The sequence below is a fragment of the Streptomyces sp. LaBMicrA B280 genome, assembly GCF_049222185.1.
Lineage (GTDB): Bacteria > Actinomycetota > Actinomycetes > Streptomycetales > Streptomycetaceae > Streptomyces > Streptomyces murinus.
In genome coordinates, this window is sequence record NZ_JBMJCT010000013.1 from 13,853 (window position 1) to 36,282 (window position 22,430).

The following is a 22,430-nucleotide window of genomic DNA, read 5'->3' on the forward strand; positions in this document are numbered from 1 at the left end:
GCTGCCTCTTTCCGCGCAGACCGCTCTGACGAGGAGTAAGTACCCCACATGACCAGTCAGTCCACCCTGCAGTCCGTGCCTGCCCTGGGAACGCGCCCGGCCTCCGGCTCCAACCCGAGTCGCGCCGAGACCAGGGAGCAGCTCTCCAAGGCGTCGTACGACCTTCTTGTGATCGGCGGCGGCATCCTGGGCATCTCCACCGCCTGGCACGCCGCGCAGTCCGGGCTCAGGGTGGCGCTGGTCGATGCCGGCGACTTCGCCGGTGCCACGTCCTCCGCCTCCTCCAAGCTGCTCCACGGCGGTCTGCGCTACCTGCAGACCGGCGCGGTGAAGCTGGTGGCGGAGAACCACTTCGAGCGCCGTGCGGTGTCCCGTCAGGTGGCCCCCCACCTGGCGAACCCGCTGACCTTCTACCTCCCCGTGTACAAGGGCGGACCGCACGGCGCGGCGAAGCTCGGCGCGGGCGTCTTCGCCTACTCGGCGCTGTCCGCGTTCGGCGACGGCGTCGGCCACCTGCTCTCCCCCGCCAAGGCGGCGCAGGACGTGCCCGAGCTGCGTACCGAGAACCTCAAGGCCGTGGCCGTGTACGGCGACGACCAGATGAACGACGCGCGCATGGCGCTGATGACGGTCCGCGCGGCCGTCGAGGCGGGCGCGGTCGTCCTGAACCACGCCGAGGTCACCGGCCTGCGCTTCACCCGGGGCCGGGTGACGGGCGCGGAGCTGAAGGACCGCACCTCCGGTGACGAGTTCGGTGTCGACGCCCGTCTGGTGCTGAACGCGACCGGCCCCTGGGTCGACCACCTGCGCAAGATGGAGGACGCGAACGCGGCGCCGTCCATCCGGCTGTCCAAGGGCGCGCACCTGGTCCTGAAGCGGACCTCGCCGTGGAAGGCCGCGCTGGCCACCCCGATCGACAAGTACCGGATCACCTTCGCCCTCCCCTGGGAGGACATGCTGCTGCTCGGCACCACCGACGAGGAGTACGAGGGTGACCCGGCGGATGTTTCGGTCAACGACAAGGACATAGCGCAGATCCTGGACGAGGCGGCGTTCTCCGTCCGGGACCAGCAGCTGAAGAAGGACCTGATCACATACGCGTTCGCCGGTCTGCGGGTGCTGCCGGGCGGTCCCGGTGACACCGCGAAGGCCAAGCGCGAGACGGTGGTGACCGAGGGCAAGGGCGGCATGCTGTCCGTCGCGGGCGGCAAGTGGACCACGTTCCGCCACATCGGTCGTACGATCATGAAGAAGCTGGAGGCGCTGCCGGGCCACCCGCTGGGCGACGACTTCGAGCCGATCTCCTCGCTGCCGAAGAAGCTGCCGCTGCCCGGTGTCGCCAACCCGCGCGCGGTCGCGCACCGGCTGCTGGTGGACGGTCCGGCGCCCGGCCCGCGGATGGCCGCCGACACCGCCAAGCACCTGGCCACCCACTACGGCTCGCTGGCCTTCGACATCGCCCGTATGGCGAACGAGAACCCGGAGCTGGCGCGGCGGGTGCACCCGGACGCGCCGGAGATCTGGGCGCAGGTCGTGTGGGCCCGTGACCACGAGTGGGCCGAGACGGCGGACGACGTGCTGCGCCGCCGTACCACGCTGACGATCCGCGGCCTGGCCACGGACGAGGTCCGGGCGAAGGTCCAGGGTCTGCTCGACGAGAAGTAGTCCCGGCCGGAAAGCGACACCGGGGAACCGGACAGCGACACCGGGGAAGGGGCGGCGCCGTACGCGACGGGCCGCCCCTTCCGCGCGCCCGTTCCTGCGGGTCCGGGCCCGGGTCAGGGCTTTATCAGGGGCGCGAGGGGTGTCCGAGCGGGGAGCGCGGGGCAGTGATCCGTTCACTGCCCCCGACAAGGGGACTGCGGACGCCCTTGCCGGACGCCGTAAGGTTGGTGGGTCAAGCGAGGGCACGTCGGAAGGAGGCACTGGGTGATCGAGCTGGAGGGGGTTCCCGAGCTGATCGACCCAGTCATGGTGGCCGCGTTCGAGGGCTGGAACGATGCCGGTGACGCCGCCTCCACGGCGGTCGCGCATCTGGAACGCGAGTTCAAGGGCGAGGTGTTCGCGGCGCTGGACGCCGAGGACTACTACGACTTCCAGGTGAACCGGCCGACGGTCTTCATGGAGGACGGGGTACGCAAGATCACCTGGCCGACGACCCGGCTCTCGGTGGTCCGCGTCGGCGGTGCCAAGCCGCGCGATCTGGTGCTGGTCCGTGGCATCGAGCCGTCCATGCGCTGGCGCTCGTTCTGCAACGAGCTGCTGGGCTTCGCGCACGAGCTGGGCGTGGAGCTGGTGGTCGTCCTGGGCGCGCTGCTCGGGGACACCCCGCACACCCGTCCGGTACCGGTCAGCGGGGTCACCTCGGACACGGATCTGGCGCAGCGGATGGATCTGGAGGAGACGAAGTACGAGGGTCCGACGGGCATCGTCGGGGTCCTCCAGGAGGCGTGCACGCATGCCGGGGTGCCGGCGGTGTCGCTGTGGGCGGCGGTGCCGCACTACGTCTCCCAGCCGCCCAACCCGAAGGCCACGCTGGCGCTGCTCAACCGCCTTGAGGATCTGCTGGACCTGCGGATCCCGCAGGGCGAGCTGCCGGAGGACGCGCGGGCCTGGCAGGTGGGCGTGGACCAGCTGGCGGCGGAGGACAGCGAGGTCGCGGAGTACGTGCAGACGCTGGAGGAGGCCCGCGACACCGCGGAGCTGCCCGAGGCGTCCGGAGAGGCGATCGCGCGGGAGTTCGAGCGGTATCTGCGGCGCCGGGACACCCCGGGCGGCAAGGCGCGCCCCTCGAAGCCCGATGCGGATGCCTCCGGCGGTTCGGCCGGCGATGACGAGGGTGACGGGTCGGAGGACTGAGGTAAGGCGAAGGGCGGCTCCTGGTTGGGGGCCGCCCCTTCTTCGTGTCGCCGGTGCGCCGCGGGATGCCGCCCGAGGTCGTCGGGCGGCTGCCGCGTCACCGTGGTTTCTCGTGCCCCTTCGGGCGCGTTCTACAGGGCCACTCCCAGGAGGGCGTCCACGGCCCTGGTGACCAGGCCCGGGGCGCCCGTGTCCGGGCCGCCCTCGGAGTTCTGCCGGGCGGCCCAGCGGTCCACCGCGGCGAGCGCCGTGGGGGCGTCCAGGTCGTTCGACAGGGCGTCGCGGATCTCCTCGACCAGGGCGTCGGCACCGGGGCCGTCGGGGCGGGAGACCGCGGCGCGCCAGCGGTCGAGGCGGTCCACGGCGTCCTGGAGGACCTGGTCGGTCCACTCCCAGTCGGCCCGGTAGTGGTGGGCCAGCAGGGCCAGGCGGATCGCGGCCGGGTCGACGCCGTCGCGCCGCACCTGGGAGACGAAGACCAGGTTGCCCTTGGACTTGGACATCTTCTCGCCGTCCAGGGCGACCATGCCGGCGTGCACGTACGCCTTGGCCATCGGGAACTCGCCGGTGAGCACCTGGGCGTGCGAGGCGCCCATCTCATGGTGCGGGAAGGCGAGGTCGGAGCCGCCGCCCTGGACGTCGAAGCCCATGCCGAGGTGGTCGAGGGCGATGGCCACGCACTCGATGTGCCAGCCGGGCCGGCCGGGGCCGAGGGAGGCGCCGTCCCAGCTGGGCTCGCCCTCGCGGGCCGCCATCCACAGCATCGGGTCGAGCGGGTTCTTCTTGCCCGGGCGGTCCGGGTCGCCGCCGCGCTCGGCGGACAGCAGCCGCATGGCGGCCGCGTCGAGGTGCGAGACGGAGCCGAAGTGCGGGTCGGACTCGACGGAGAAGTAGATGTCGCCTTCCAGCTCGTAGGCCGCGCCGAGGTCGCGCAGCCGCTCCACGAGCGGGACGATGCCGGGTATGGCCTCGACGGCGCCTATGTAGTGCTGGGGCGGAAGCATCCGCAGGGCGGTCATGTCCTCGCGGAAGAGGGAGGTCTCCTTCTCGGCGAGGGCGACCCAGTCGACGCCGTCGCGCTCCGCGCGCTCCAGGAGCGGGTCGTCGACGTCGGTGACGTTCTGGACGTAGTGGACCTGCCGCTTGGTGTCGAGCCACACGCGCTGGACGAGGTCGAACGCGTTGTAGGTCGCCGCATGACCCATGTGGGTCGCGTCGTACGGGGTGATTCCGCAGACGTAGATACGGGCGACGGGACCGGGCTGGAGGGTGACCAGGCCGCCGGTCGCGGTGTTGTGGATCCTCAGGTCGCGGCCCTGACCAGGCAGGGCGGGGACCTCGGAAGCGGGCCAGGCATGCATGTACATGAGCCTAACCGGCCGCGCGTGGCGCACACGACCGGGATCGGGTCGGATGGCTCGTTGTGCGCTCTTGTATCTTCGGTCGCACTGTGCTCACACGGGTGGCCAGGGGATCGCCGGCCAGTCCCCGCCGGGTTCCGGGTGCAGCCCGGAGGCGAGGAGGGCGGCGACACGGGCGCGGGTGGCGTCCAGTTCCGCCGCGGTGATCAGCGGGGCGAGGCGCTCGCCCAGGTCGCCGTCCAGGGCGTCACGGAGCCGCTTGAGGACCCCGACGGCCTCGGCGGTGAGGGGTTCGCCGGCCCAGCCCCACAGCAGGGTGCGCAGTTTGTCCTCGACATTGAAGGTGACGCCGTGGTCGATGCCGTAGAGCCGTCCGTCGGCGGTGGGCAGCAGATGGCCGCCCTTGCGGTCGGCGTTGTTGATCACGGCGTCCAACACTGCGAGCCTGCGCAGCCGCTCGTCGTCGGCGTGCACGAGCAGCGCGGTGCGGCCCTCGCCGACCTCGGCGAAGCCGATGGCCTTCCAGCCGGGCTCGGGCTCCTCGCCGTCGACCAGGGCGAGGAGTTCGGGCTCCGGGGAGACCTCGATCCACAGCTGGCACATGCCCTCGCCGTAGGGGCCGTCGCGCAGCACGGTGGGCGGCACGAGGCCCCAGCCGGTGGCCTCGGAGACCTCGTAGGCGGCGACCTCCCGGGCGGCGAGGGTGCCGTCGGGGAAGTCCCACAGGGGGCGCTCCCCCGCCACCGGCTTGTAGACGCAGCCGGCTTCCCGGCCGTCGTGGGCGACGGTGCAGAACAGGGCGGCGTTGGAGGCGTCGCGGATGCGGCCGCGCACGGTCAGCTCACCGCGGGCGAGCAGTTCGGCGGCGCCCGGGTCGGCGGCGGTCACGCCCCGCGGCGGTATCCGTTCTGGCGCGGGCATACGTGTCCTTCCGGATCGAGCGGGAGGCTGCACAGGGGGCACGGCGGCCGCCCGGCGTTGACGACGTCGAGGGCGCGTTTGGCGAAGGCACGGGCCTGCGCGCCGGTCAGCCGGACCCGCAGCATCGGGGGCCCGTTCTCCTCGTCCTGGAGCAGCCGTTCCTCGGCCTCGGCGAGGTCCTCCTCGGTGTCGGCGTCCAGCTCCACCAGAGCCTGCGCCTCCACGACCATGCGCTGTTCCTCGGCGTCCCAGGCCAGGGCCATGGTGCCGACCCGGAACTCCTCCTCCACGGGGCTCTCCAGCGGGGCGGTGTCGGAGATCTCGCTGGGCGCCATGGCCGGGACGGGGGCGCTGCCGCCGCTGCGGCGCACCACTTCGTCCAGGAGTTCGTCCATGCGCTCGGCGAGCGCGGCGACCTGGGTCTTCTCCAGGACCACGCTGGTCACCCGGGGACCCGCCATGGCCTGGAGGAAGAACGTACGGCGTCCGGGCAGTCCGACCGTGCCGGCCACGAAGCGGTCCGGCGGATCGTAGAGGAACACCTGACGGGACACGTCCTGTCTCCATTGGGTCGAGAGTTTCGGCGGTGCGAGTGCGGGCCGCTGCGGATACGCGACGGCGCGGATCGCTTCACCCTACTGCGGGCGACGATCACGGTGCGCCCGCACCACCACCGACCGGTGCGTCGCCGTCGGGGTGCTCCTCGCGCGGGGCGAGCGAGGCGAGATCGCCGGTGTCGCCGAGGCGGACCAGGAAGGGGCGCAGCCGGGTGTAGCGGATCGCGGTGACGGAACACGGTTCCACGGAGATCCGCTGGAAGAGGTCGAGGTGGAGGCCGAGGGCCTCGGCGACCAGGGACTTGATGATGTCACCGTGGGAGCACATCAGGTAGGTGGCGTCGGCTCCGTGGTCGCGCTCGACGCGCGCGTTCCACTCGCGGACGGCCTCGGCGGCGCGGGTCTGCATGGCGCGCATGGACTCCCCGCCGGGGAAGGCGGCGGCGGAGGGGTGGGCCTGGACGACCTCCATCAGCGGCTCGTCCTTGAGTTCGGCGAGCTTGCGGCCGGACCAGTCGCCGTAGTGGCACTCCCCGATCCGGTCGTCGGTGTGGAGGCTCGTCCCGGGCCGGGCCGCGAGGAGCGGGGCCAGGGTCTCCTGGCAGCGCTGGAGCGGGCTGGTGACGATCTCGGCCAGCGGCAGGGCGGCGAGCCGGGCGGGCAGGGCGGCCGCCTGGGCGGTGCCGCGCTCGTCCAGGGAGACCCCCGGGGTCCAGCCGGCGAGCACGCCGGAGGTGTTGGCGGTGGAACGTCCGTGCCTTACGAGGATCAGCGTGGGCATGCGGACCAGGGTAGGCGCATCAGGTGATGCGCCGTTGATCTCGTGAAGGGAGAATGCGCTCCGTGATCGTCGACTGTGCCATCTACCGGCACGGACAGCGGACCGAGGGTCCGGAGGACCTGTCCGACGCGCTCGCCGAGGCGCGGGCGGCGGGCGGGTTCGTGTGGATCGGGCTGTACGAGCCGTCCGAGCGGGAGTTCGACCTGGTGACCCAGGAGTTCGGGCTGCACCCGCTGGCGGTGGAGGACGCTCTCAAGGCTCATCAGCGGCCCAAACTCGAGGTGTACGAGGATTCCCTGTTCGTGGTGCTGAAACCGGTCGCGTACGAACAGGCGAGCGACACGGTCTCGGCGGGCGAGGTGATGGTCTTCGTCGGGGACTGCTTCGTGGTGACGGTGCGGCACGGCGAGGCCTCGCCGCTCGCGGCGGTGCGGCACCGGCTGGAGGAGGAGCCGGAGATGCTGCACAAGGGGCCCACCTCGGTGCTGTACGCGATCGCCGACGCCATCGTGGACCGGTACCTGGAGGTGGCGACCGAGCTCCAGACGGATCTGGAGGAGGTGGAGGCGGAGGTGTTCCGGCCCGAAGGCGGCGGCGCGCGCAACACCGCCTCGCGGATATACGGCTTCAAGCGGCAGATCGTGGAGTTCCGCCGGGCGACCGGGCCGCTGACGGTGCCGCTGAACCGGCTGGCGGGGACCGGGCCGCTCGGCTCGGGCGGCGGGGTGCCGTACGTGCACGAGGACGCGCGGCCGTTCTTCCGGGACGTCGGCGACCATCTCGCCCGGGTCAACGAGTCGGTGGAGGGCCTGGACCGGCTGGTGTCGGACGTGCTGTCGGCGCATCTCGCGCAGACGAGCGTGCGGCAGAACGACGACATGCGGAAGATCTCCGCCTGGGCGGCGATGGCGGCGGTGCCCACGATGATCGCCGGGATCTACGGCATGAACTTCGACCACATGCCCGAGCTGCACTGGCTGTGGTCGTACCCGGCGGTGATCCTGGTGATGGCGCTGCTGGAGGTGGTCCTGTACCGGCTGTTCAAGCGGCGCGAGTGGCTGTGAGCCGCCGTGGCCGCGGGGGCGCCCCGGAAGAAGGGGGCCGGGGCGTCGTAACCGCTCGGCGCCGGGCGCGTTGTTCCCGGTGACGGCCGTGGCGGGGAGGACCCCCGAGCCCCCACCACGGCCGTGGAAGACCTTCCGGCTCAGGCGAGCCCGGCGCGCTCCAGGGCCTCGGTGCCGGCGCGCAGGGAGGCGAGCCGCTCGTCCAGGGTGAATCCGGCGGGCGCGAGGCTGAGGGTGGTGACACCGGCCGCGGCGTAGGCCTTCATCCGGTCGGCGATGCGGTCGACGGAGCCCAGCAGCGTGGTCTTGTCGATGAGGTCCTGCGGGATCGCGGCGGCCGCGCCCTGCTTGTCGCCGGACAGGTACTTCTCCTGGATCTCGGCGGCCTCCCGCTCGTACCCCATGCGCTGCGCGAGCTTGTTGTAGAAGTTCTGCTTGGCGCTGCCCATGCCGCCGACGTACAGCGCGGTGTAGGGGCGGAAGGTGTCGGCGAGCGCGGCCACGTCCTTGTCGTCGCCGACGGCCAGCGGCAGGGTCGGGCACACGTCGAACCCGTCGAGGGTCTTGCCCGCCTTCTCCCGGCCCGCGCGCAGATGCGTGAGGGTGGTCTCCTCCAGGTGCTCCGCCGCGGGGAAGATCAGCAGGGCGCCGTCGGCGATCTCGCCGGTCTGCTCCAGGTTCTTCGGGCCGATCGCCGCGATGTACAGCGGGATGTGCTCGCGCTGCGGGTGCACGGTCAGCTTGATCGGCTTACCGGGGCCGTCCGGCAGCGGCAGCGTCCAGTGCTCGCCCTCGTACGACAGCCGCTCACGGGTCATCGCCTTGCGGACGATCTCCACGTACTCCCGGGTGCGGGCCAGCGGCTTGTCGAACCTGACGCCGTACCAGCCCTCGGAGACCTGGGGCCCGGAGACGCCGAGGCCGAGCCGGAAGCGGCCACCGGAGAGGGTGTCCAGGGTGGCCGCCGTCATCGCGGTCATCGCGGGCTGGCGGGCCGGGATCTGGAAGATGGCCGAGCCGACGTCGATGCGCTCGGTCTGGGCGGCGACCCAGCTGAGCACGGTGGCCGCGTCGGAGCCGTACGCCTCGGCGGCCCAGCACACGGCGTAGCCCAGCCGGTCGGCCTCTTGGGCCACGGCCAGATTGTCCCCGTCCATTCCGGCACCCCAGTAGCCGAGGTTGAGTCCGAGTTTCATGGCCGATTCCCCTTACCCGTGAGTAACGTCCCTGTGGCGCAGACCTTAGCGCGGAGCCGTGGGCGGCGCCCCGTGCGGGCCCGCGCGAGTTGTCCACAGGCTTCCCACCCCCCTCGTTCCGGCCAGTAATCTCGCGGTCATGGAGCAGAGGCATCTCGGCCGTACCGGCCTGCGCGTGTCCCGGATCGGACTCGGCACCCTCACCTGGGGCCGGGACACCGAGGAGCATGACGCCGCGGACATGCTCAAGGCGTTCTGGGAGGCCGGCGGCACCCTCGTCGACACCGCGGACGTGTACGGCGGCGGGGAGGCCGAGTATCTGCTCGGGCGGCTGATGGAACGGCTCGTGCCGCGCCGTGACCTGGTGATCTCCACGAAGGCGGGCAGCGTCCCGGACCCCGGGCGCCGCTTCGACGGCTCCCGGGGCCATCTGCTCGCCGCGCTGGACGCCTCGCTGGTCCGCCTGGGCACGGACCATGTGGACCTGTGGCACATCCACGCGTACGACACCGGGACCCCGCTGGAGGAGACGCTCCAGGCCCTCGACATAGCGGTGGCCAGCGGCCGGGCCCGGTACGCGGGCGTGTCCAACTTCTGCGGCTGGCAGCTCGCCAAGGCGGCCACCTGGCAGCTCGCGGCGCCGGGCACCCGCACCCGGCTGGCCAGCACGCAGATGGAGTACTCGCTGCTCCAGCGGGGCGTGGAGCGCGAGGTGCTGCCCGCCGCGCTGGACCTGGGCGTGGGCCTGCTGCCCTCCTCCCCGCTGGGCCGGGGCGTGCTGACCGGAAAGTACCGGCACGGCACGCCCGCGGACTCGCGCGGCGCGTCCGAGCATCTGGCCCCGTTCGTGGAGCCGTATCTGGACGACACGGCGACACGCATCGTGGACGCGGTGACGACGGCCGCCGACGGGCTCGCGGTCACCCCGCTCCAGGTGGCGCTCGCCTGGGTCCGCGACCGCCCCGGAGTCACCGCCCCGATCGTCGGCGCGCGCACCGCGCAGCAGCTCACGGCGGCGTTGTCAGTGGAGGCGCTTAGTCTTCCTGACGAGATCTGCCGGGCGCTGGACGATGTGTCGGCGCCCTTGCACCGCTATCCCGATCACGACTGGAGCACGCTGTGAGCACGGAACCGGAGACCACGGAGGAAACGGGGCCGGGGACGCCGGAGATGCCGGAGGCGCAGGGGGCGCCGGACGCGGCGGACGCGGCGAACGAAGGCGGGCGCGCGGCGGACGGCGGTGACGGTGCGGCCGAGGTGTCCGGGGCGGCCGAGGCCTCCAGAGCTTCCGGGGCCTCCGGGACGTCCGAGACGGAGGACGGTGGCGCGGGCGAGGGGGCGGCGGGGTCGGCCGAGGGCACTGAGGCGGCTGAGGCGGCTGAGGCGGCTGAGGCGGCTGAGGCGGCTGAGGCGGCTGAGGCGGCTGAGGCGGCTGCCGATGGTGCCGGGAAGCCGGAGTTGTCCGAGGCTGCGGCCGAGTTGGCCGCGCAGCGGGTGGAGCGGGAGCGGATCGAGCGGCGCAAGGCGGAGCGGGGCGGTCCCGTCGAGAGCGGCGCCAAGCTGAGCGGGAAGGCGGCCGATCTGCTGGCCGCGGTGCGGGCGGTGGAAGGCGGCGGGAAACCGGCGTCCACGGTGTTCGCCGAGCCCTCCCGGCCCGCGCCCGAGCGGGCGCCCGAGCCGGACCCCGCGGCCGCTCCGGCCTTGTCGCGTGGGGGTTTGGCGGTGACACCCAGAGAAAACCCCAGCAACGGCCCCTCGTCGCCGACGGTGGAGGCCGTACGGCGGGTGCTCGCGGAGGGGGGTGCGCCGGAGGCGCTGGGGCAGCAGGCGGCCGCGGCGCTCGGCGAGGGTGCCGGGGAACTGCTGCGGGAGGACCCCTGGCAGTTGCTGCGGGTCCCCGGGGTGCGGCCCGAGCAGGCGGACGGTTTCGCCCGGGCGCTGCTCGGTGCCGAGTGCGGTCCGCGGGACGAGCGGCGGGGGCGGGCGGTGACGGTCTGGCTGCTGGAGCAGGCGGCCCTCGCCGGACACACCGCCCTGGAGGCGCCCGCGCTCACCGCGGCGCTGGCCCAGCGGGGGGTGCCGGACGCGGACGAGGCCGTGCGGAGCACCCTGGCCGAGGGCGAGGCGCTGGTGTTCGAGGACGCCCTGGAGGAGGCGGGCGCCCCGGCCGCGCAGGCGGCGGACGACGGCGAGGAGGCGGCGGCGGAGCGCCCGGTGCGGGTGCTCATCGCCCTGGAGCGGTACGCCATGGCCGAGGAGAGCCTCGCCGACGGCCTGGCCCGGCTGATCAACTCCCCGTCCCAGGAGGCCGGGGAGACCTGGGCACCGGTCGTCGCGGCGCTGTCGGGCGGCGCCGCCGAGCTGGCCCGCGCGGTCGCCGGGCACGGTCTGGTCCTGCACACCGGCGGCGACGCCTCCCGTGCCGAACCGGCGGCCCTGCTCGGCGCCGCCCGGGACGCGGGCCTGCGCCCTCGCCGTGTGCCACACCGCCGACGGCCGCGACCGGCTCGCCGCGCTGCCGCCGACGCGGGGTGCGGGCGTGGGCACGGTCGCCGGGCTGCTGGCCGGTGCCGAGGGACCCGGCCGGGACGGGGACGGAGCGCTGGAGCTGGATCTGCTGATCGTGCCGGACGCGCCCCAACTGGACGTGGAGAGCGCGGCGATGCTGGTGGAGTCGCTGCCCGACGGGGCGCGGCTGGTGCTCGGCGGGGATCCGGCGCTGCTGTGGTCGGCCGGTCCCGGGCGGGTCTTCGCCGATCTGCTCGCGGCCCGCGCCTGCCCCCAGATCGCCTCCCGGCTGCCCGACCCCGGCCCCATCGGCGAGCTGGTCTCCGGGATCGGCGTCGGCGAGCTGAATCAGGTCGAGGCGCCCGGCAAGGAGGTCGTGATCGTGCCGGTGCGGGACGCGGGCGAGGCCGTGCACCGCACCGTGCAACTGGTCGCGGACTCGGTGCCGCGGGCCTTCGGGGTGCCCGTCGAGGGGACCGTGGTGATCACGCCGGGCCATGGCGGCGCGGCCGGTACCCGGGCCCTCAACTCCGCCCTGAAGGAACGCCTCAACCCCGGCCCCGGCCGGTTCGGCGGCTTCGACCCCGGCGACCGGATCGCCTACTCCCCCGCCCCGGGCCGGACCCTGCCGGGCACGGTGGTGAAGGCCGACGCCGAGGGGCTGCACCTGTCCTGCGCGGGCGCCCCCGTGGTCGTACCGCGAGAGCGGGTCGAGGCGTGGGTGCGGCACGGATGGGCGCTGACCGCGCACCAGGCGGTGGGCGGGCGCTGGCCCGCGGCGGTCGTGGTGCTGCCCGGCGACGCCGCGCAGGCGCTGAGCAGGCCGTGGGTGTACACGGCGTTCGGCCGGGGCGAGCGGCATCTCTCCGTGGTCCACGGCGTGGAGGGCGCGCTGCCGCGGGCGGTCGCGGAGATCCCGGCGAAGCCCCGTACGACCCGGCTGGCGACCCTGCTGCGCCCGCAGTCCCCGGCGAGCTGAGGCGCCCCGGCGCCATCGGGGTGGGGATCACCCGGTACGGCGCCGCGCGGCGGTGCCGTACCGGCTTCGCGCCGTCACGGCACCGCCGCCGAGGTCACCTGCCGGTGCCCCGGACGCCCGCGCCGTCGGCCTCGCCGCCGTGCCCGTCGCGCCCGTCGTGCTCGTCGTCGGTCTCGTCCAGATCCTCGTCGTCCACGAACTCCAGGTCGTCGTCCTCGGCGTCCGGGTCGGTGTCGCCGTGTTCGTCGTCCTCGTCGTCGAACACCGCGCTGACGTCGAAGCGGCAGACCACCGCCTGCGGATCGAAGTGCTCGAAGGGGGCCTCCAGCCACTCCCCGGCCTCGGGGGCCTCGTCGGCCGCGGTGACCCAGAGCGTGGAGTCGCCCTCCTCCAGGCCGAACTCCTTGTGCCGGGAGGCGATCTCGTCCGGTTCGAACTCGCCGAAGAGCAGGCCCAGCGCCCCGGGGACGGTGCCCGCGGCGTCCTCGTCCAGGCCGGCGAGGTCCTCGAAGTCCTCCGCGGCCTCGACCCGCTCGGCCTGGGCCAGCAGCCGCTGGGGCTCGGCCACGGTGTAGTCGCGGCGGATCAGCACGCTGATCGCGTGGGGCTCCTCGGGACCCTCGTACGGCGGCAGCGTCTCGTCGGCGCCGGGGATCTCGAAGGGGGTGACCTCGTCGTAGCGGTCGTAGAGCAGCTCGTCGTACACCTCGGCGGCCGCGGCCAGCTGGTTGAACGCCTCGAACACGGCCGGATCGTCGTCTCCTGACCTGCGTTCGACCGCCGCCAGGTGACGGTCGAGCGCGGTCTTGATCGCCTCGGCGGCGGCGCGTACCTCGGCAGCGGTGGGCTGCGCAGCATCAGACATAGTGCAGACGCTATCCGTACCGGGCACCAGCCCGCACAATAGATGCGATGCCGGAATACGAATTTGTCGACGTGTATGTGCCTCGCGGGGTGTCCCGCAAGGAGACCACACGTCTGCTGACGGACCATGCCGAGTACGGACACTGGGAGTTGGACCGCCTGAGCCTGCTGCGCGACGGCAGCCGCAAGGTGCGGCTGCGGCGGCGGATCATCCGCCAGCTGCGGGCCACCTGGTGAGGCGGGACCCCTGAGGACGACGGAGGCGCGACAGCGGCGGAGCGGGCCCGCCGACAAGGCCGGACCCGCTCCTCATGCGCCGCCCGTCACGGCGTGTTCGCCGTCCGTCACGGCATGACCGTCCGCCGGTTCAGGCCCTGGCCCGCGCCTTGCGGTAGAGCACGGCACCCGCGATCAGCGCGCCCGCCCCGGCCGGCAGCGCGAGGCCCAGCGGCAGGTCACTGCCGGTGTGCGCGAGCTGGCCCGTGGTCAGGGACGCCGAGGGAGCCTGCGGCACATGCACCTGGTGGGCGGGCGGGGTCGCCGGGTGGTGCGGGGTGCCCGGGGTGGTCGGCTTGCCCGGGGTGGTGGGCGTGCCCGGCTGAGTCGGGTGACTCGGGTGGCCAGGGTGACTCGGGTGACCGGGGTGGCCCGGGTGACCGGGGTGGCTCGGCGGGGTGGTGTGGCCGCCGCCCGGCGGAAGGCCGTGCGTACCGCCGCCGTTGGAGCAGTCGTTGCCCATGGCGGGGTTGCCCAAGCCGATGACGTCGACGCTGTTGCCGCACGCGTTCACCGGGACGTCGATCGGCACCTGGACGGTGTTGCCCGATCCCACGCCCGGCGAGCCGGAGGTGTGTCCGCCGGCGCTCGCGCCCCCTGAACCGCCGGTGCCGCCGTGGCCCTGACCTCCGTGGCCGCCGCCGGAGTTGGCGCAGGCGTTGCCCATCGCCGGGTTGAGGAGCCCGACGACATTGACGGTGTTGCCGCAGACGTTCACCGGCACATGCACCGGCGCCTGCACGGTGTTGCCGGACAGGACGCCGGGTGAGCCGGTGGCGGCGCCGGACGCGCCCGCGTCCGCGTGTGCCATACCGGTCGCGGCGGCGAGTACCCCGGTCGCCGCCGCCATGGTCATCAGACCCTTACGGGTTCCTGGTCGCATTGCTGCGTACCCCCCTGCCTTCGCTTGCCTTCACTGTCTGGAAAAGGCCGGTCGGCCTCGGAGCGCATGGCGCACGCTCCGAGGCCGACGGCTGAAAGAAGACGCCCCTCGGGGTGGAAAGCCCCTCCGGGGAACCGGTGTCAGCTGTTGACGCAGGTGTTGCCGAAGGCGGGGTTCAGGAGCCCGATCACGTTGATCGTGTCGCCGCACACGTTCACCGGAACGTGCACGGGCACCTGGATGACGTTGCCGGAGACGACACCCGGGGAGTGCAGGGCGGCACCCTGGGCACCGGAGTCGGCGACGGCCAGGCCCGCGCCCGCGAGAACCAGCCCACCGGTGGCAGCCGCGGCAGCGACGACCTTCTTGATCATTGTTCCTCCTCGTTGGCAAAGCGGCCCCAAGGTGCGGGGTCGCATCACCTGTAACGAGGAGGGAGTAATGGAGCTACGAGCTTATGGTCGCATTCACCCTTCTCAGTCGATCTCGAACGCGCGCCCGAAGTCGAGGCGGCCCGGCTCGAACGTCCCGGCGTCCGCTCAGGACGCGTCGATGAACCGGTCGAGCACCCGCACGCCGAACTGGAGGCCGTCCACCGGCACCCGCTCGTCCACGCCGTGGAACATGCCGGCGAAGTCCAGCTCCGGCGGCAGCTTCAGCGGGGCGAAGCCGAAGCCGCGGATGCCGAGGTCGTCGAAGGACTTGGCGTCGGTGCCGCCGGAGAGCATGTACGGGACCGCCTTGGCGATGGGGTCCTCGGCGAGCAGCGCGGACTGCATGGCCTCGACCAGCGCCCCGTCGAAGCTGGTCTCGACGGCCTTGTCGGCGTGCACGTCCTCGCGGCGCACATGCGGGCCGAGCAGCCGGTCGAGGTCGCCGAGGAACTCCTCCTCGTGGCCGGGCAGGAAGCGGCCGTCGATGTGCGCGGTGGCCTCGCCGGGGATGACGTTGACCTTGTAACCGGCGTTCAGCTGCGTCGGGTTGGCGGTGTTGCTCAGGGTCGCGCCGATCAGCTTGGCGATGCCGCCGAGCTTGGCGATGGTCGCCTCCATGTCCTCGGGGTCCAGCTCGGTGCCGAGCGCGTCGCCCAGCTCGTCGAGGAAGGCCCGGGTGGTCTTGGTGACCCGCACCGGGAACTTGTGGCGGCCGACCCGGGCGACCGCCTCGGACAGCTCGGTGATGGCGTTGTCGCGGTGGATCATGGAGCCGTGCCCGGCGGTGCCGGCCACGGTGAGCTTCATCCAGTGCATGCCCTTCTCGGCCGTCTGGATCAGATAGAGCCGCCGGTGCTCGTTCACCGTGAAGGAGAAGCCGCCGACCTCGCTGATCGCCTCGGTGACGCCCTCGAACAGCTCGGGGTGGTGGTCGACCAGGTGGCGGGCGCCGAAGGTGCCGCCGGCCTCCTCGTCGGCGAGGAAGGCGACGACGATGTCGCGCGGGGGCCGCCGCCCGCTGCGCAGCCGGTCGCGCACCACCGCGAGGGTCATGGCGTCCATGTCCTTCATGTCGACCGCCCCGCGCCCCCATACGCACCCGTCGGCGATCTCGCCGGAGAAGGGGTGGTGGGTCCAGTCGTCGGCGTTGGCCGGTACGACGTCCAGGTGGCCGTGGATCAGCAGGGCGGGCCGGGAGGGGTCCTCCCCCGCGATGCGGGCCACGGTGGAGGCGCGGCCGGGGTGGGACTCGTAGATCTTCGGCTCCAGGCCGACCTCCGCGAGCTTCTCGGCGACCCACTCGGCGGCCCCGCGCTCGCCGGGCCCGGAGTGGTCGCCGTAGTTGCTGGTGTCGAACCGGATCAGGTCGCGGCAGAGGTCCACGACCTCGTCCTCGCCGGTGATGCCCTGGGCCGTGTCCTTCTCGCTCACGCTGCTTCCTCCCGCTTCCCTGCTGGTGGGTCCCCCTCATCCTCTCTCCGCGCCCGCCTCCGGCCCAAGACCGGTCCCGGCCCGTCACACGCCGTTCACGCCCGCCCGCCCCCGCCCGGGGGGTGATCAGCCACCCCCGAAAGCCTGGTAATGTTTCCTCTGTCGCCGCGAGGGAAACCCCGCCGAGGGAAAACCGCGCACGACAGACACCTTGTCCGGGTGGCGGAATGGCAGACGCGCTAGCTTGAGGTGCTAGTGCCCTTTATCGGGCGTGGGGGTTCAAGTCCCCCCTCGGACACCAGCAGAGACCCCAGTTGATCTGGGGTTTTTTGCATTTCCGGGCCGCGGTGTGAGCAATCACGTGGCCGACGGCGGTGCCGGACGTTCGCGGAGACCTCTACGGGTTCCCCTGGCCTCCAGATCTTTCATGACCTTGCTGTGCCTCCAGGTGAAGGGCCCGGCCGATTGCCTGGAGGAGGCCGAGGCACGGCGTCGGGGGACTGTCTCACATATCGCCATGGAACGGCTGGGCTCGATCTCCCCGTAGCGCGCGGACCAGGAGCGTGCCGGTGGTGCGCTTGTCCTGCTCCGGGGCCGGGAGAACGATGGCGGTCACCTCGGCGAATCCGTATTCCTTGAGCAGGGAGCACCAGATGTCGGGCTCGAAGTCCCATCGCTTCACGACGGCCGGATCCTCGTCGGCCCCTCGGGGGATGTAGGACGCCTGGCAGCCGTAGCAGCCTTCGACCGGGGGGCGCTGAGAGAAGGCGAAGACGCCTCCCGGCTGGAGACTGCCGTGGATGAGGGGCAGCAACAGGCCGGGGTCGGTGAACCAGGCGGCGCCGAAGACACTGTAGATCGCATCGAAGATCGTGGACTTGTCCCGCAGGTACGCCAGTGCATCGGTCTGGTGAAGCTGCATGCCGCGTGCGTCGGGCCAGCGGTCACGCGCCCTGCCGAGCTGTTGTGCGGACAGGTCGATGCCCACCGGCTTCATCGCGAGGGTGGCGAGGTGGGCGAGGTTGCCACCGGACCCGCACCCGAGGTCGAGCACGGCAGCCCCCGGCGTGAGGCCCAGCACTTCGGCCCCGGGGCCGTGATCGGCGTACTGGGTCCAATTGAACCAGGTGGTCTCACCCTTGGCGTTGGTGAGCCTTCGCTGTGGCTTGGTCAGTGAGTAGGTGTCCCATGCGGCGCTACGCGGGTCAGTCATGCGGGTGTCCGTTCTCGTCCATGGCGACAGCCGCCCGGCACGATACCGGGCGGCTGAAGCGGCTGGGTGGCCGTTCCGCGGCTGTTACTCGCTCTTGCCACTGTTCGGGCTGTCGGTGCATCCGGCGTAGGACTGGGTGCAGTCGGCGGCGCCGTCGACGGGCCAGAACTCGGGGTCGGCGTCAAAGCCGGCCGCGCGAATCATCTCGGCCGTCCGACGCAACGCGGCTCGCCCCTCAGCCGGGTTGTGTTCGGGGTTGTTGCGGTCGGGGACGTGATGGATGAACCCGCCGAGCGCGTCGCAGAAGTCGGCGTACGGCTTGGTGTGCAGGATCGCCGCATGCCAGAAGAGATCCACGCGGAGGCCGGGAGTTGCCCTCTCCGTGGTGCTCGCGGCGACGGCGAGGAACGCGGCGAGCTGGTCGACCCCGCGCTCGCCCTGGTCGTCCGTCATCTCCGGCCAGTAGTCCTCCCGGACCATGGCGATGAGGTCCGCCCGGAGGGCGGGGCTGATCAGGCTGAGGACGCTGGCGCTGTCATGCTGGATGGTCGTCACGTCTGTGCCTTTCCGGTCAGGAGACCTGGTGATCCCGTTCGACAGGGCGACCAGGCTGCGGACGCGAAGGACGTCGCCCCCCGGGGCTCCCTCGTCGCGGTCGCCCATCAACTCGCCTTCCGGCCCGATCGCCCTGTCGGTGAGGTGATGCTCCCGCTGCCGGAATGACGGAACGACGACACTTCGGGCGTCGCCCGGGCGTCACTCAGAGGAGGGTCAACGTCGCCTGCCTGGGCGTCAAACCGGTGTCATTCGCGAGGCGTTGGGAATTGCGTTGATGTCATGACGACGACCGCCGTGGTGCCCAATGACGTGCTGCGGGCCGTGCGTATCGGCCTGCGCTTAAGCCAAGACGACTTCGCCAAGACTCTACGCCGGGCCGGGCAACAGCTGGGGGAGCCCAACGAAGCGTCGAAGCGTCTGGTACAGCGCTGGGAGTCCGGTACGAGCAAGACGCCCCGGGGCGTGTACGCGAGGGCGTTGGAGCGAGTCACGGGCCGTCCGGTGGAGGCATTGGGGTTCACCCTGCCGGTACCGATGACGAGGGTCCAGGCAGACGGCGAAGGAGAGCATGACATGGACACAGGAGGAGACGGGATCACCTCCGCTGCCGTGACCTCTCAGGCGGCGCGGCCGACCGCTGAGAACTACTCGGGGGTGTGGCTCAGCCGCTACGAGTTCTTCTCATCGAGTCGGGACGAGACCTACGACGGCAAGCACTATGTAGTGATCGTCCAGCATGGGAACCGGCTGACGGCTCAGAGCCTGCCGGACGCGTCCTCAAACCCGGGCAGCCCTCTCACCCTGGACCTGACCGTGGATCGCAACGTAGTCACTGGCTCATGGGTGGAGCAGACCGCTTCGGACGGCTACTACAACGGCGCTCGCTATCACGGTGCGGTTCAAATGCTTGTGGAGCCGACCGGCCGGCGTATGGCGGGAAAGTGGGTCGGGTTCGGCAAGGACTTCGATGTGAACACAGGGCCGTGGGAGTTGCGGCTGGTGGACCGCTCCACATCGAAGGCCGCGCTGGAGCGGTACAGCCGACCGCCGGAGTAGTCGTGACCAACCGTGACTGGCCCCGGACGCGACCGGGTTCCTAGACTTGATGTGTGGCCCGGGTCAATGGCGAGGTCGAGGCGGTTCTGCGGGAGTACGCGGATCTCATCGCGATCACCGGAGGTGACGCGTTCAAGGCGCGTGCCTACGAGAAGGCGGCGCGGGCCGTCGGGGGGTATCCGGCGGATGTCTCGAAGCTCGACGAGGAGGGGCTACGGGAGATTCCGAACGTGGGCCGGTCGATCGCCGAGAAGGTGAGCGAGTATCTGCGGACCGGGAAGATGGCGGCCGTCGAGGAGCGGCGGGCCCGGATTCCCGCCGGGGTGCGGGAGTTGATCGCCATCCCGACGCTCGGGCCGAAGAAGGCGCTGCGGCTGTACGAGGATCTGCACATCTCCTCGGTGGGCGAGCTGGCCGCGGCGATCGAGGCGGACCGGCTGGCCGATCTCAAGGGTTTCGGGGAGAAGACGCAGGACAACATCCGGCACGGGATCGAGCTGCTGCGGCAGGCCGGGGCGCGGGTGCCGTTGTCGCTCGCGCTGGACACCGCCGAGGGGATCGTCGGCGCGCTGGAGGAGGTGACCGGGTGCCGGCGGTGCGCGTACGCGGGGTCGCTGCGGCGGATGCGGGAGACCGTCGGGGATCTGGACATCCTGGTGGCGGCGCGGAAGTCGGGGCCGTTCATGGCGGCGCTGTGCGAGCTGCCGGACACGGCCGAGGTGATCGCGCGGGGCACGAAGAAGACGTCGGTGCGCACCGGCAAGGGGCTCCAGGTGGATCTGCGGGTGCTGCCGCCGCAGTCGTGGGGCGCGGGGCTCCAGTACTTCACCGGGTCCAAGGCGCACAACATCCGCACCCGGACGATCGCCGTGCGCCGGGGGCTGAAGCTGTCGGAGTACGGCGTGTTCGACGCGGAGAGCGGGGAGTCGGTGGCGTCGCGCACCGAGGAGGAGGTGTACGCGCGGCTCGGGCTGCCGTGGATCCCCCCGACGCTGCGGGAGGACCGCGGGGAGATCGAGGCGGCGCTGCGCGGGGAGCTGCCCGTGGTGGTGACGGAGCGGGACGTCCGCGGTGATCTGCACACGCACACGGATCTCACCGACGGTCTGGCGTCCCTGGACGCCATGGTGGAGGCGGCGGCGGAGCGCGGGTACGCGTACTACGCGGTGACCGATCACGCGCCGGATCTGTCCATGCAGCGGATGACGGACGAGAAGGTCCTCGCCCAGCGGGAGCGGCTGCGGGAGCTGGACGGGGCGCGTCACCGGATGCGGCTGCTGCACGGTACGGAGCTGAACATCGGGCCGGGCGGCGGGCTCGACTGGCCGGACGAGTTCCTGGCCGGTTTCGATCTGTGTGTGGCCGCGCTGCACTCGCACTTCGACCTCGGGCGCAAGGCGATGACGCGGCGGCTCGTGCGGGCGGTGGAGAACCCTTACGTGAACATCCTCGGGCATCCGACCACCCGGCTGATCGGCCGCCGGGCGGGGGTGGACGCGGACTGGGACGAGGTGTTCGCGGTCTGCGCGCGCACGGGCACCGCGCTGGAGGTCAACGCGCAGCCGGACCGGCTGGACCTCGGGGACGAGGACATCCTGCGGGCGCGGACGCACGGGGTGCGGTTCGCGGTGAACACCGACGCGCACTCGGTGCCGCAGCTGGCGCAGCTGCGGTACGGCGTCGGCACCGCCCAGCGCGGCTGGCTGACCCCGGACGAGGTGATCAACACCTGGCCGTTGACCCGGTTGCGGCGTTTTCTGCGCAAGGGCGGGCGCTGAGCCGCGCCCGGCGCTACACGTGCGCGGGTGCCAGGTGGTCGGCGAACCAGTCGCGGGCCAGTTCGGTCACCCTCTCCAGCGTGCCGGGTTCCTCGAAGAGGTGGGTGGCGCCGGGGACGGTCTCCAGCCGGTTCTCGCAGCGCAGCCGGGTCTGCGCGTCCCGGTTGAGGTCGAGGACCAGCGGGTCGGCGCCGCCGACGATCAGCAGGGTGGGCGCGGTGACCTCGGGGAGCCGGGGTGCGGCGAGGTCGGGGCGGCCGCCCCGGGAGACGACGGCGGCGGGGTGCCCCTCGGCGGCGGCCCACAGGGCGGCGGCCGCGCCGGTGCTGGCGCCGAAGTAGCCGAGGGCGAGGCCTGAGGTCACGGGCTCCGCGCGCAGCCAGTGGGTGGCGGCGAGCAGCCGTTCGGCCAGCAGCGGGATGTCGAACACGTTGTTCCGGTCCCGTGCCTCCGCGTCGGTGAGCAGGTCGAACAGCAGGGTGCCGAGCCCGGCGCGGTGCAGGCCCTCGGCGACCTGCCGGTTGCGGGGGCTGTGCCGGCCGCTGCCGCTGCCGTGCGCGAAGGCGACGACCGCGGTGGCGCCCTCGGGCAGGGTCAGGCTTCCGCCCAGCCGTACGGCACCGGCGGGCACGGTCACTTCCCGCTCGGTGCTCCCGGCGCCCGGGCGCCGTCGCCGTGCCCGGCGCAGACACGCCGTGACCTCCGCGTCCTCGGTCTGGGTGAAGTCGTCGTAGAACTGTCCGACGGCGGCGAAGTCCCAGGGTGTCTCCAGGCAGACGACGTCGTCGGCGTCGCCGCCGAGGCGGCGGGCGACGTCGCGGGGGGCGACGGGGACGGCGAGCACGATGCGGGCGGCGCCGCGGGCGCGGGCGACCCGGCAGGCGACCCGGGCGGTGGAGCCGGTGGCCACGCCGTCGTCGACGACCACGGCGGTGCGGCCGGTGAGCGGGACGGAGGGGCACTCGCCCCGGTAGCGCTCGGCGCGTTCGGCGAGCACCCGGCGCTCGCGCTCCTCGACCCGGGCGAGTTCGTCGTCGCGGACGCCGGTGCCGCGCAGCACGTCCGCGTTGAGCACCCGTACGCCGTCCTCGCCGATCGCGCCCATCGCCAGTTCGGGCTGGTACGGCACCCCGAGTTTGCGCACGAGGCAGACGTCCAGCGGGGCGTCCAGGGCCGCGGCGACCTCGGCGGCCACCGGTACTCCCCCGCGGGGCAGCCCGAGCACCACCATGTCCCGGTCCCGCAGCTGCCGCAGGCGGGCGCCGAGTCTGCGCCCCGCCTCCGGCCGGTCGGCGAACCGCACGGCGGGCACCTCACTCCCGGGGCAGCCAGAGCGGTGTGGGGCTGCTCTCCGTGTCGAGCGCGCCCAGCGCCCGCATGTCGCCGTTGGCCGCGCGCACCAGCAGCCGGCCCATGGCGATCAGGGCGCGTCCGGCGGCGAGTTCGTCGCCGATCTCGGGCATGTCGCGGTCGTACGGGTTGCGGCGGGCCTCGGCGTGGCTCTCCAGGACGTTGTCCCCGGTGTCCAGGACGATCCGGGCCGTGGTGTCCGGGTCGTGCTCGGACAGGTACAGGTTCAGCCGCCACTCCTTGACGGCCGGCGGGTGATGGCTGCTGCTCACGGGTCGGGTCATCGTCCGTCCCTCCTCCTCGCGCCTCCTCGCGGCGCGGGCCCCGGGCGCGTCGGGCCGTATGTCCGCCGTGGGCCCGC

At 72.4% G+C, this 22,430-nt stretch carries 20 protein-coding genes, 1 tRNA gene and 1 pseudogene; 9 read left to right on the plus strand and 13 right to left on the minus strand.

Annotated features, from left to right (window positions below; genetic code table 11):
• Window positions 1-48 precede the first annotated feature (48 nt).
• Both ACLF5H_RS13705 and ACLF5H_RS13710 read left to right on the plus strand, forming a co-directional pair.
• Window positions 49-1,665, plus strand: coding sequence for an FAD-dependent oxidoreductase (locus ACLF5H_RS13705; protein ID WP_421676346.1), 1,617 nt, complete (start codon window positions 49-51; stop codon window positions 1,663-1,665).
• 264 nt (window positions 1,666-1,929) lie between these two features.
• On the plus strand, window positions 1,930-2,859 hold the full coding sequence (locus ACLF5H_RS13710; RefSeq protein WP_421676347.1) for a PAC2 family protein: 930 nt from the start codon (window positions 1,930-1,932) through the stop codon (window positions 2,857-2,859).
• A 131-nt stretch (window positions 2,860-2,990) separates the two neighbouring features.
• On the opposite strand, the gene mshC is transcribed toward ACLF5H_RS13710, so the two are convergent.
• The 4 genes from mshC to ACLF5H_RS13730 all read right to left on the minus strand — a co-directional run bounded on the left by mshC (window position 2,991) and on the right by ACLF5H_RS13730 (window position 6,479).
• A complete protein-coding gene (mshC, locus tag ACLF5H_RS13715; RefSeq protein ID WP_421676348.1) occupies window positions 2,991-4,220 on the minus strand; it encodes a cysteine--1-D-myo-inosityl 2-amino-2-deoxy-alpha-D-glucopyranoside ligase in 1,230 nt (409 codons plus the stop codon).
• A 93-nt stretch (window positions 4,221-4,313) separates the two neighbouring features.
• Entirely contained in the window at window positions 4,314-5,141 is an 828-nt protein-coding gene (locus ACLF5H_RS13720) for an SCO1664 family protein (RefSeq protein WP_421676349.1), read from the minus strand.
• Window positions 5,105-5,695 carry a DUF3090 domain-containing protein gene (locus ACLF5H_RS13725; RefSeq protein WP_037661964.1) on the minus strand — a complete coding sequence of 197 codons (591 nt, stop codon included), beginning with the start codon at window positions 5,693-5,695 and terminating at the stop codon, window positions 5,105-5,107. Before ACLF5H_RS13725 ends, ACLF5H_RS13720 begins: the two co-directional genes overlap by 37 nt.
• 97 nt (window positions 5,696-5,792) lie before the next feature.
• Entirely contained in the window at window positions 5,793-6,479 is a 687-nt protein-coding gene (locus ACLF5H_RS13730; RefSeq protein WP_421676350.1) for a histidine phosphatase family protein, read from the minus strand.
• A 62-nt stretch (window positions 6,480-6,541) separates the two neighbouring features.
• On the opposite strand from ACLF5H_RS13730, the gene corA reads away from it, so the two are divergent.
• Window positions 6,542-7,543, plus strand: a complete 1,002-nt coding sequence (gene corA, locus ACLF5H_RS13735; RefSeq protein ID WP_421676351.1) for a magnesium/cobalt transporter CorA — start codon at window positions 6,542-6,544, stop codon at window positions 7,541-7,543.
• A gap of 140 nt (window positions 7,544-7,683) precedes the next feature.
• Here corA and ACLF5H_RS13740 read toward each other — a convergent pair whose 3' ends face one another.
• Window positions 7,684-8,739 carry an LLM class F420-dependent oxidoreductase gene (locus ACLF5H_RS13740; protein WP_421676352.1) on the minus strand — a complete coding sequence of 352 codons (1,056 nt, stop codon included), beginning with the start codon at window positions 8,737-8,739 and terminating at the stop codon, window positions 7,684-7,686.
• Window positions 8,740-8,878: 139 nt separating this feature from the next.
• On the opposite strand from ACLF5H_RS13740, the gene ACLF5H_RS13745 reads away from it, so the two are divergent.
• Entirely contained in the window at window positions 8,879-9,862 is a 984-nt protein-coding gene (locus tag ACLF5H_RS13745; RefSeq protein WP_182775264.1) for an aldo/keto reductase, read from the plus strand.
• A pseudogene (locus ACLF5H_RS13750) lies at window positions 9,859-12,226 on the plus strand (helix-hairpin-helix domain-containing protein). The gene ACLF5H_RS13745 and the pseudogene ACLF5H_RS13750 overlap by 4 nt, the downstream one beginning before the upstream one ends.
• A gap of 94 nt (window positions 12,227-12,320) precedes the next feature.
• On the opposite strand, the gene ACLF5H_RS13755 reads toward ACLF5H_RS13750, so the two are convergent.
• Entirely contained in the window at window positions 12,321-13,091 is a 771-nt protein-coding gene (locus ACLF5H_RS13755; RefSeq protein WP_421676353.1) for a hypothetical protein, read from the minus strand.
• Between the two features lie 47 nt (window positions 13,092-13,138).
• Between ACLF5H_RS13755 and ACLF5H_RS13760 the strand changes: the two genes are divergently transcribed.
• Window positions 13,139-13,327, plus strand: coding sequence for a DUF5703 family protein (locus ACLF5H_RS13760; protein ID WP_037661951.1), 189 nt, complete (start codon window positions 13,139-13,141; stop codon window positions 13,325-13,327).
• 130 nt (window positions 13,328-13,457) lie between these two features.
• Here the strand turns inward: ACLF5H_RS13760 and ACLF5H_RS13765 are convergent, their stop codons facing one another.
• The 3 genes from ACLF5H_RS13765 to ACLF5H_RS13775 form a co-directional block, all read right to left on the minus strand.
• The gene (locus ACLF5H_RS13765; protein ID WP_421676354.1) at window positions 13,458-14,249 is read right to left on the minus strand and encodes a chaplin; all 792 of its coding nucleotides are present in this window, start codon (window positions 14,247-14,249) and stop codon (window positions 13,458-13,460) included.
• Window positions 14,250-14,389: 140 nt separating this feature from the next.
• Complete coding sequence (gene chpH, locus ACLF5H_RS13770; RefSeq protein WP_085563988.1) at window positions 14,390-14,623, minus strand: chaplin ChpH; 234 nt, start codon at window positions 14,621-14,623, stop codon at window positions 14,390-14,392.
• A gap of 165 nt (window positions 14,624-14,788) precedes the next feature.
• Window positions 14,789-16,114: a M20/M25/M40 family metallo-hydrolase gene (locus tag ACLF5H_RS13775; RefSeq protein WP_421676355.1), complete on the minus strand. Its 1,326-nt coding sequence runs from the start codon at window positions 16,112-16,114 to the stop codon at window positions 14,789-14,791.
• A gap of 213 nt (window positions 16,115-16,327) precedes the next feature.
• Here ACLF5H_RS13775 and ACLF5H_RS13780 point away from each other — a divergent pair.
• Window positions 16,328-16,415 (plus strand) — tRNA-Leu (locus tag ACLF5H_RS13780).
• 204 nt (window positions 16,416-16,619) lie between these two features.
• Here the strand turns inward: ACLF5H_RS13780 and ACLF5H_RS13785 are convergent.
• Both ACLF5H_RS13785 and ACLF5H_RS13790 read right to left on the minus strand, forming a co-directional pair.
• Complete coding sequence (locus ACLF5H_RS13785; RefSeq protein ID WP_421676356.1) at window positions 16,620-17,327, minus strand: class I SAM-dependent methyltransferase; 708 nt, start codon at window positions 17,325-17,327, stop codon at window positions 16,620-16,622.
• Between the two features lie 84 nt (window positions 17,328-17,411).
• Window positions 17,412-17,882, minus strand: coding sequence for a hypothetical protein (locus tag ACLF5H_RS13790; protein WP_421676357.1), 471 nt, complete (start codon window positions 17,880-17,882; stop codon window positions 17,412-17,414).
• Between the two features lie 282 nt (window positions 17,883-18,164).
• Between ACLF5H_RS13790 and ACLF5H_RS13795 the strand changes: the two genes are divergently transcribed.
• On the plus strand, window positions 18,165-18,941 hold the full coding sequence (locus tag ACLF5H_RS13795; protein WP_421676358.1) for a helix-turn-helix domain-containing protein: 777 nt from the start codon (window positions 18,165-18,167) through the stop codon (window positions 18,939-18,941).
• Window positions 18,942-18,994: 53 nt separating this feature from the next.
• The gene (gene polX, locus ACLF5H_RS13800; protein ID WP_421676359.1) at window positions 18,995-20,719 is read left to right on the plus strand and encodes a DNA polymerase/3'-5' exonuclease PolX; all 1,725 of its coding nucleotides are present in this window, start codon (window positions 18,995-18,997) and stop codon (window positions 20,717-20,719) included.
• Window positions 20,720-20,732: 13 nt separating this feature from the next.
• Here the strand turns inward: polX and ACLF5H_RS13805 are convergent, their stop codons facing one another.
• Complete coding sequence (locus ACLF5H_RS13805) at window positions 20,733-22,022, minus strand: phosphoribosyltransferase family protein (protein ID WP_421676360.1); 1,290 nt, start codon at window positions 22,020-22,022, stop codon at window positions 20,733-20,735.
• Window positions 22,023-22,032: 10 nt separating this feature from the next.
• Window positions 22,033-22,353 carry a dsRBD fold-containing protein gene (locus ACLF5H_RS13810; RefSeq protein WP_421676361.1) on the minus strand — a complete coding sequence of 107 codons (321 nt, stop codon included), beginning with the start codon at window positions 22,351-22,353 and terminating at the stop codon, window positions 22,033-22,035.
• Window positions 22,354-22,430 lie beyond the last annotated feature (77 nt).

Bases quoted from the DNA above. Each gene is read 5' to 3' on its own strand.
- ACLF5H_RS13795 (WP_421676358.1), top strand. From the start codon at position 18,165: ATGACGACGACCGCCGTGGTGCCCAATGACGTGCTGCGGGCCGTGCGT.
- mshC (WP_421676348.1), bottom strand. From the start codon at position 4,220: ATGCATGCCTGGCCCGCTTCCGAGGTCCCCGCCCTGCCTGGTCAGGGC.
- ACLF5H_RS13810 (WP_421676361.1), bottom strand. From the start codon at position 22,353: ATGACCCGACCCGTGAGCAGCAGCCATCACCCGCCGGCCGTCAAGGAG.
- ACLF5H_RS13740 (WP_421676352.1), bottom strand. From the start codon at position 8,739: ATGAAACTCGGACTCAACCTCGGCTACTGGGGTGCCGGAATGGACGGG.
- chpH (WP_085563988.1), bottom strand. From the start codon at position 14,623: ATGATCAAGAAGGTCGTCGCTGCCGCGGCTGCCACCGGTGGGCTGGTT.
- ACLF5H_RS13755 (WP_421676353.1), bottom strand. From the start codon at position 13,091: ATGTCTGATGCTGCGCAGCCCACCGCTGCCGAGGTACGCGCCGCCGCC.
- ACLF5H_RS13705 (WP_421676346.1), top strand. From the start codon at position 49: ATGACCAGTCAGTCCACCCTGCAGTCCGTGCCTGCCCTGGGAACGCGC.
- ACLF5H_RS13745 (WP_182775264.1), top strand. From the start codon at position 8,879: ATGGAGCAGAGGCATCTCGGCCGTACCGGCCTGCGCGTGTCCCGGATC.
- ACLF5H_RS13760 (WP_037661951.1), top strand. From the start codon at position 13,139: ATGCCGGAATACGAATTTGTCGACGTGTATGTGCCTCGCGGGGTGTCC.
- ACLF5H_RS13785 (WP_421676356.1), bottom strand. From the start codon at position 17,327: ATGACTGACCCGCGTAGCGCCGCATGGGACACCTACTCACTGACCAAG.
- ACLF5H_RS13730 (WP_421676350.1), bottom strand. From the start codon at position 6,479: ATGCCCACGCTGATCCTCGTAAGGCACGGACGTTCCACCGCCAACACC.
- ACLF5H_RS13720 (WP_421676349.1), bottom strand. From the start codon at position 5,141: ATGCCCGCGCCAGAACGGATACCGCCGCGGGGCGTGACCGCCGCCGAC.
- ACLF5H_RS13765 (WP_421676354.1), bottom strand. From the start codon at position 14,249: ATGCGACCAGGAACCCGTAAGGGTCTGATGACCATGGCGGCGGCGACC.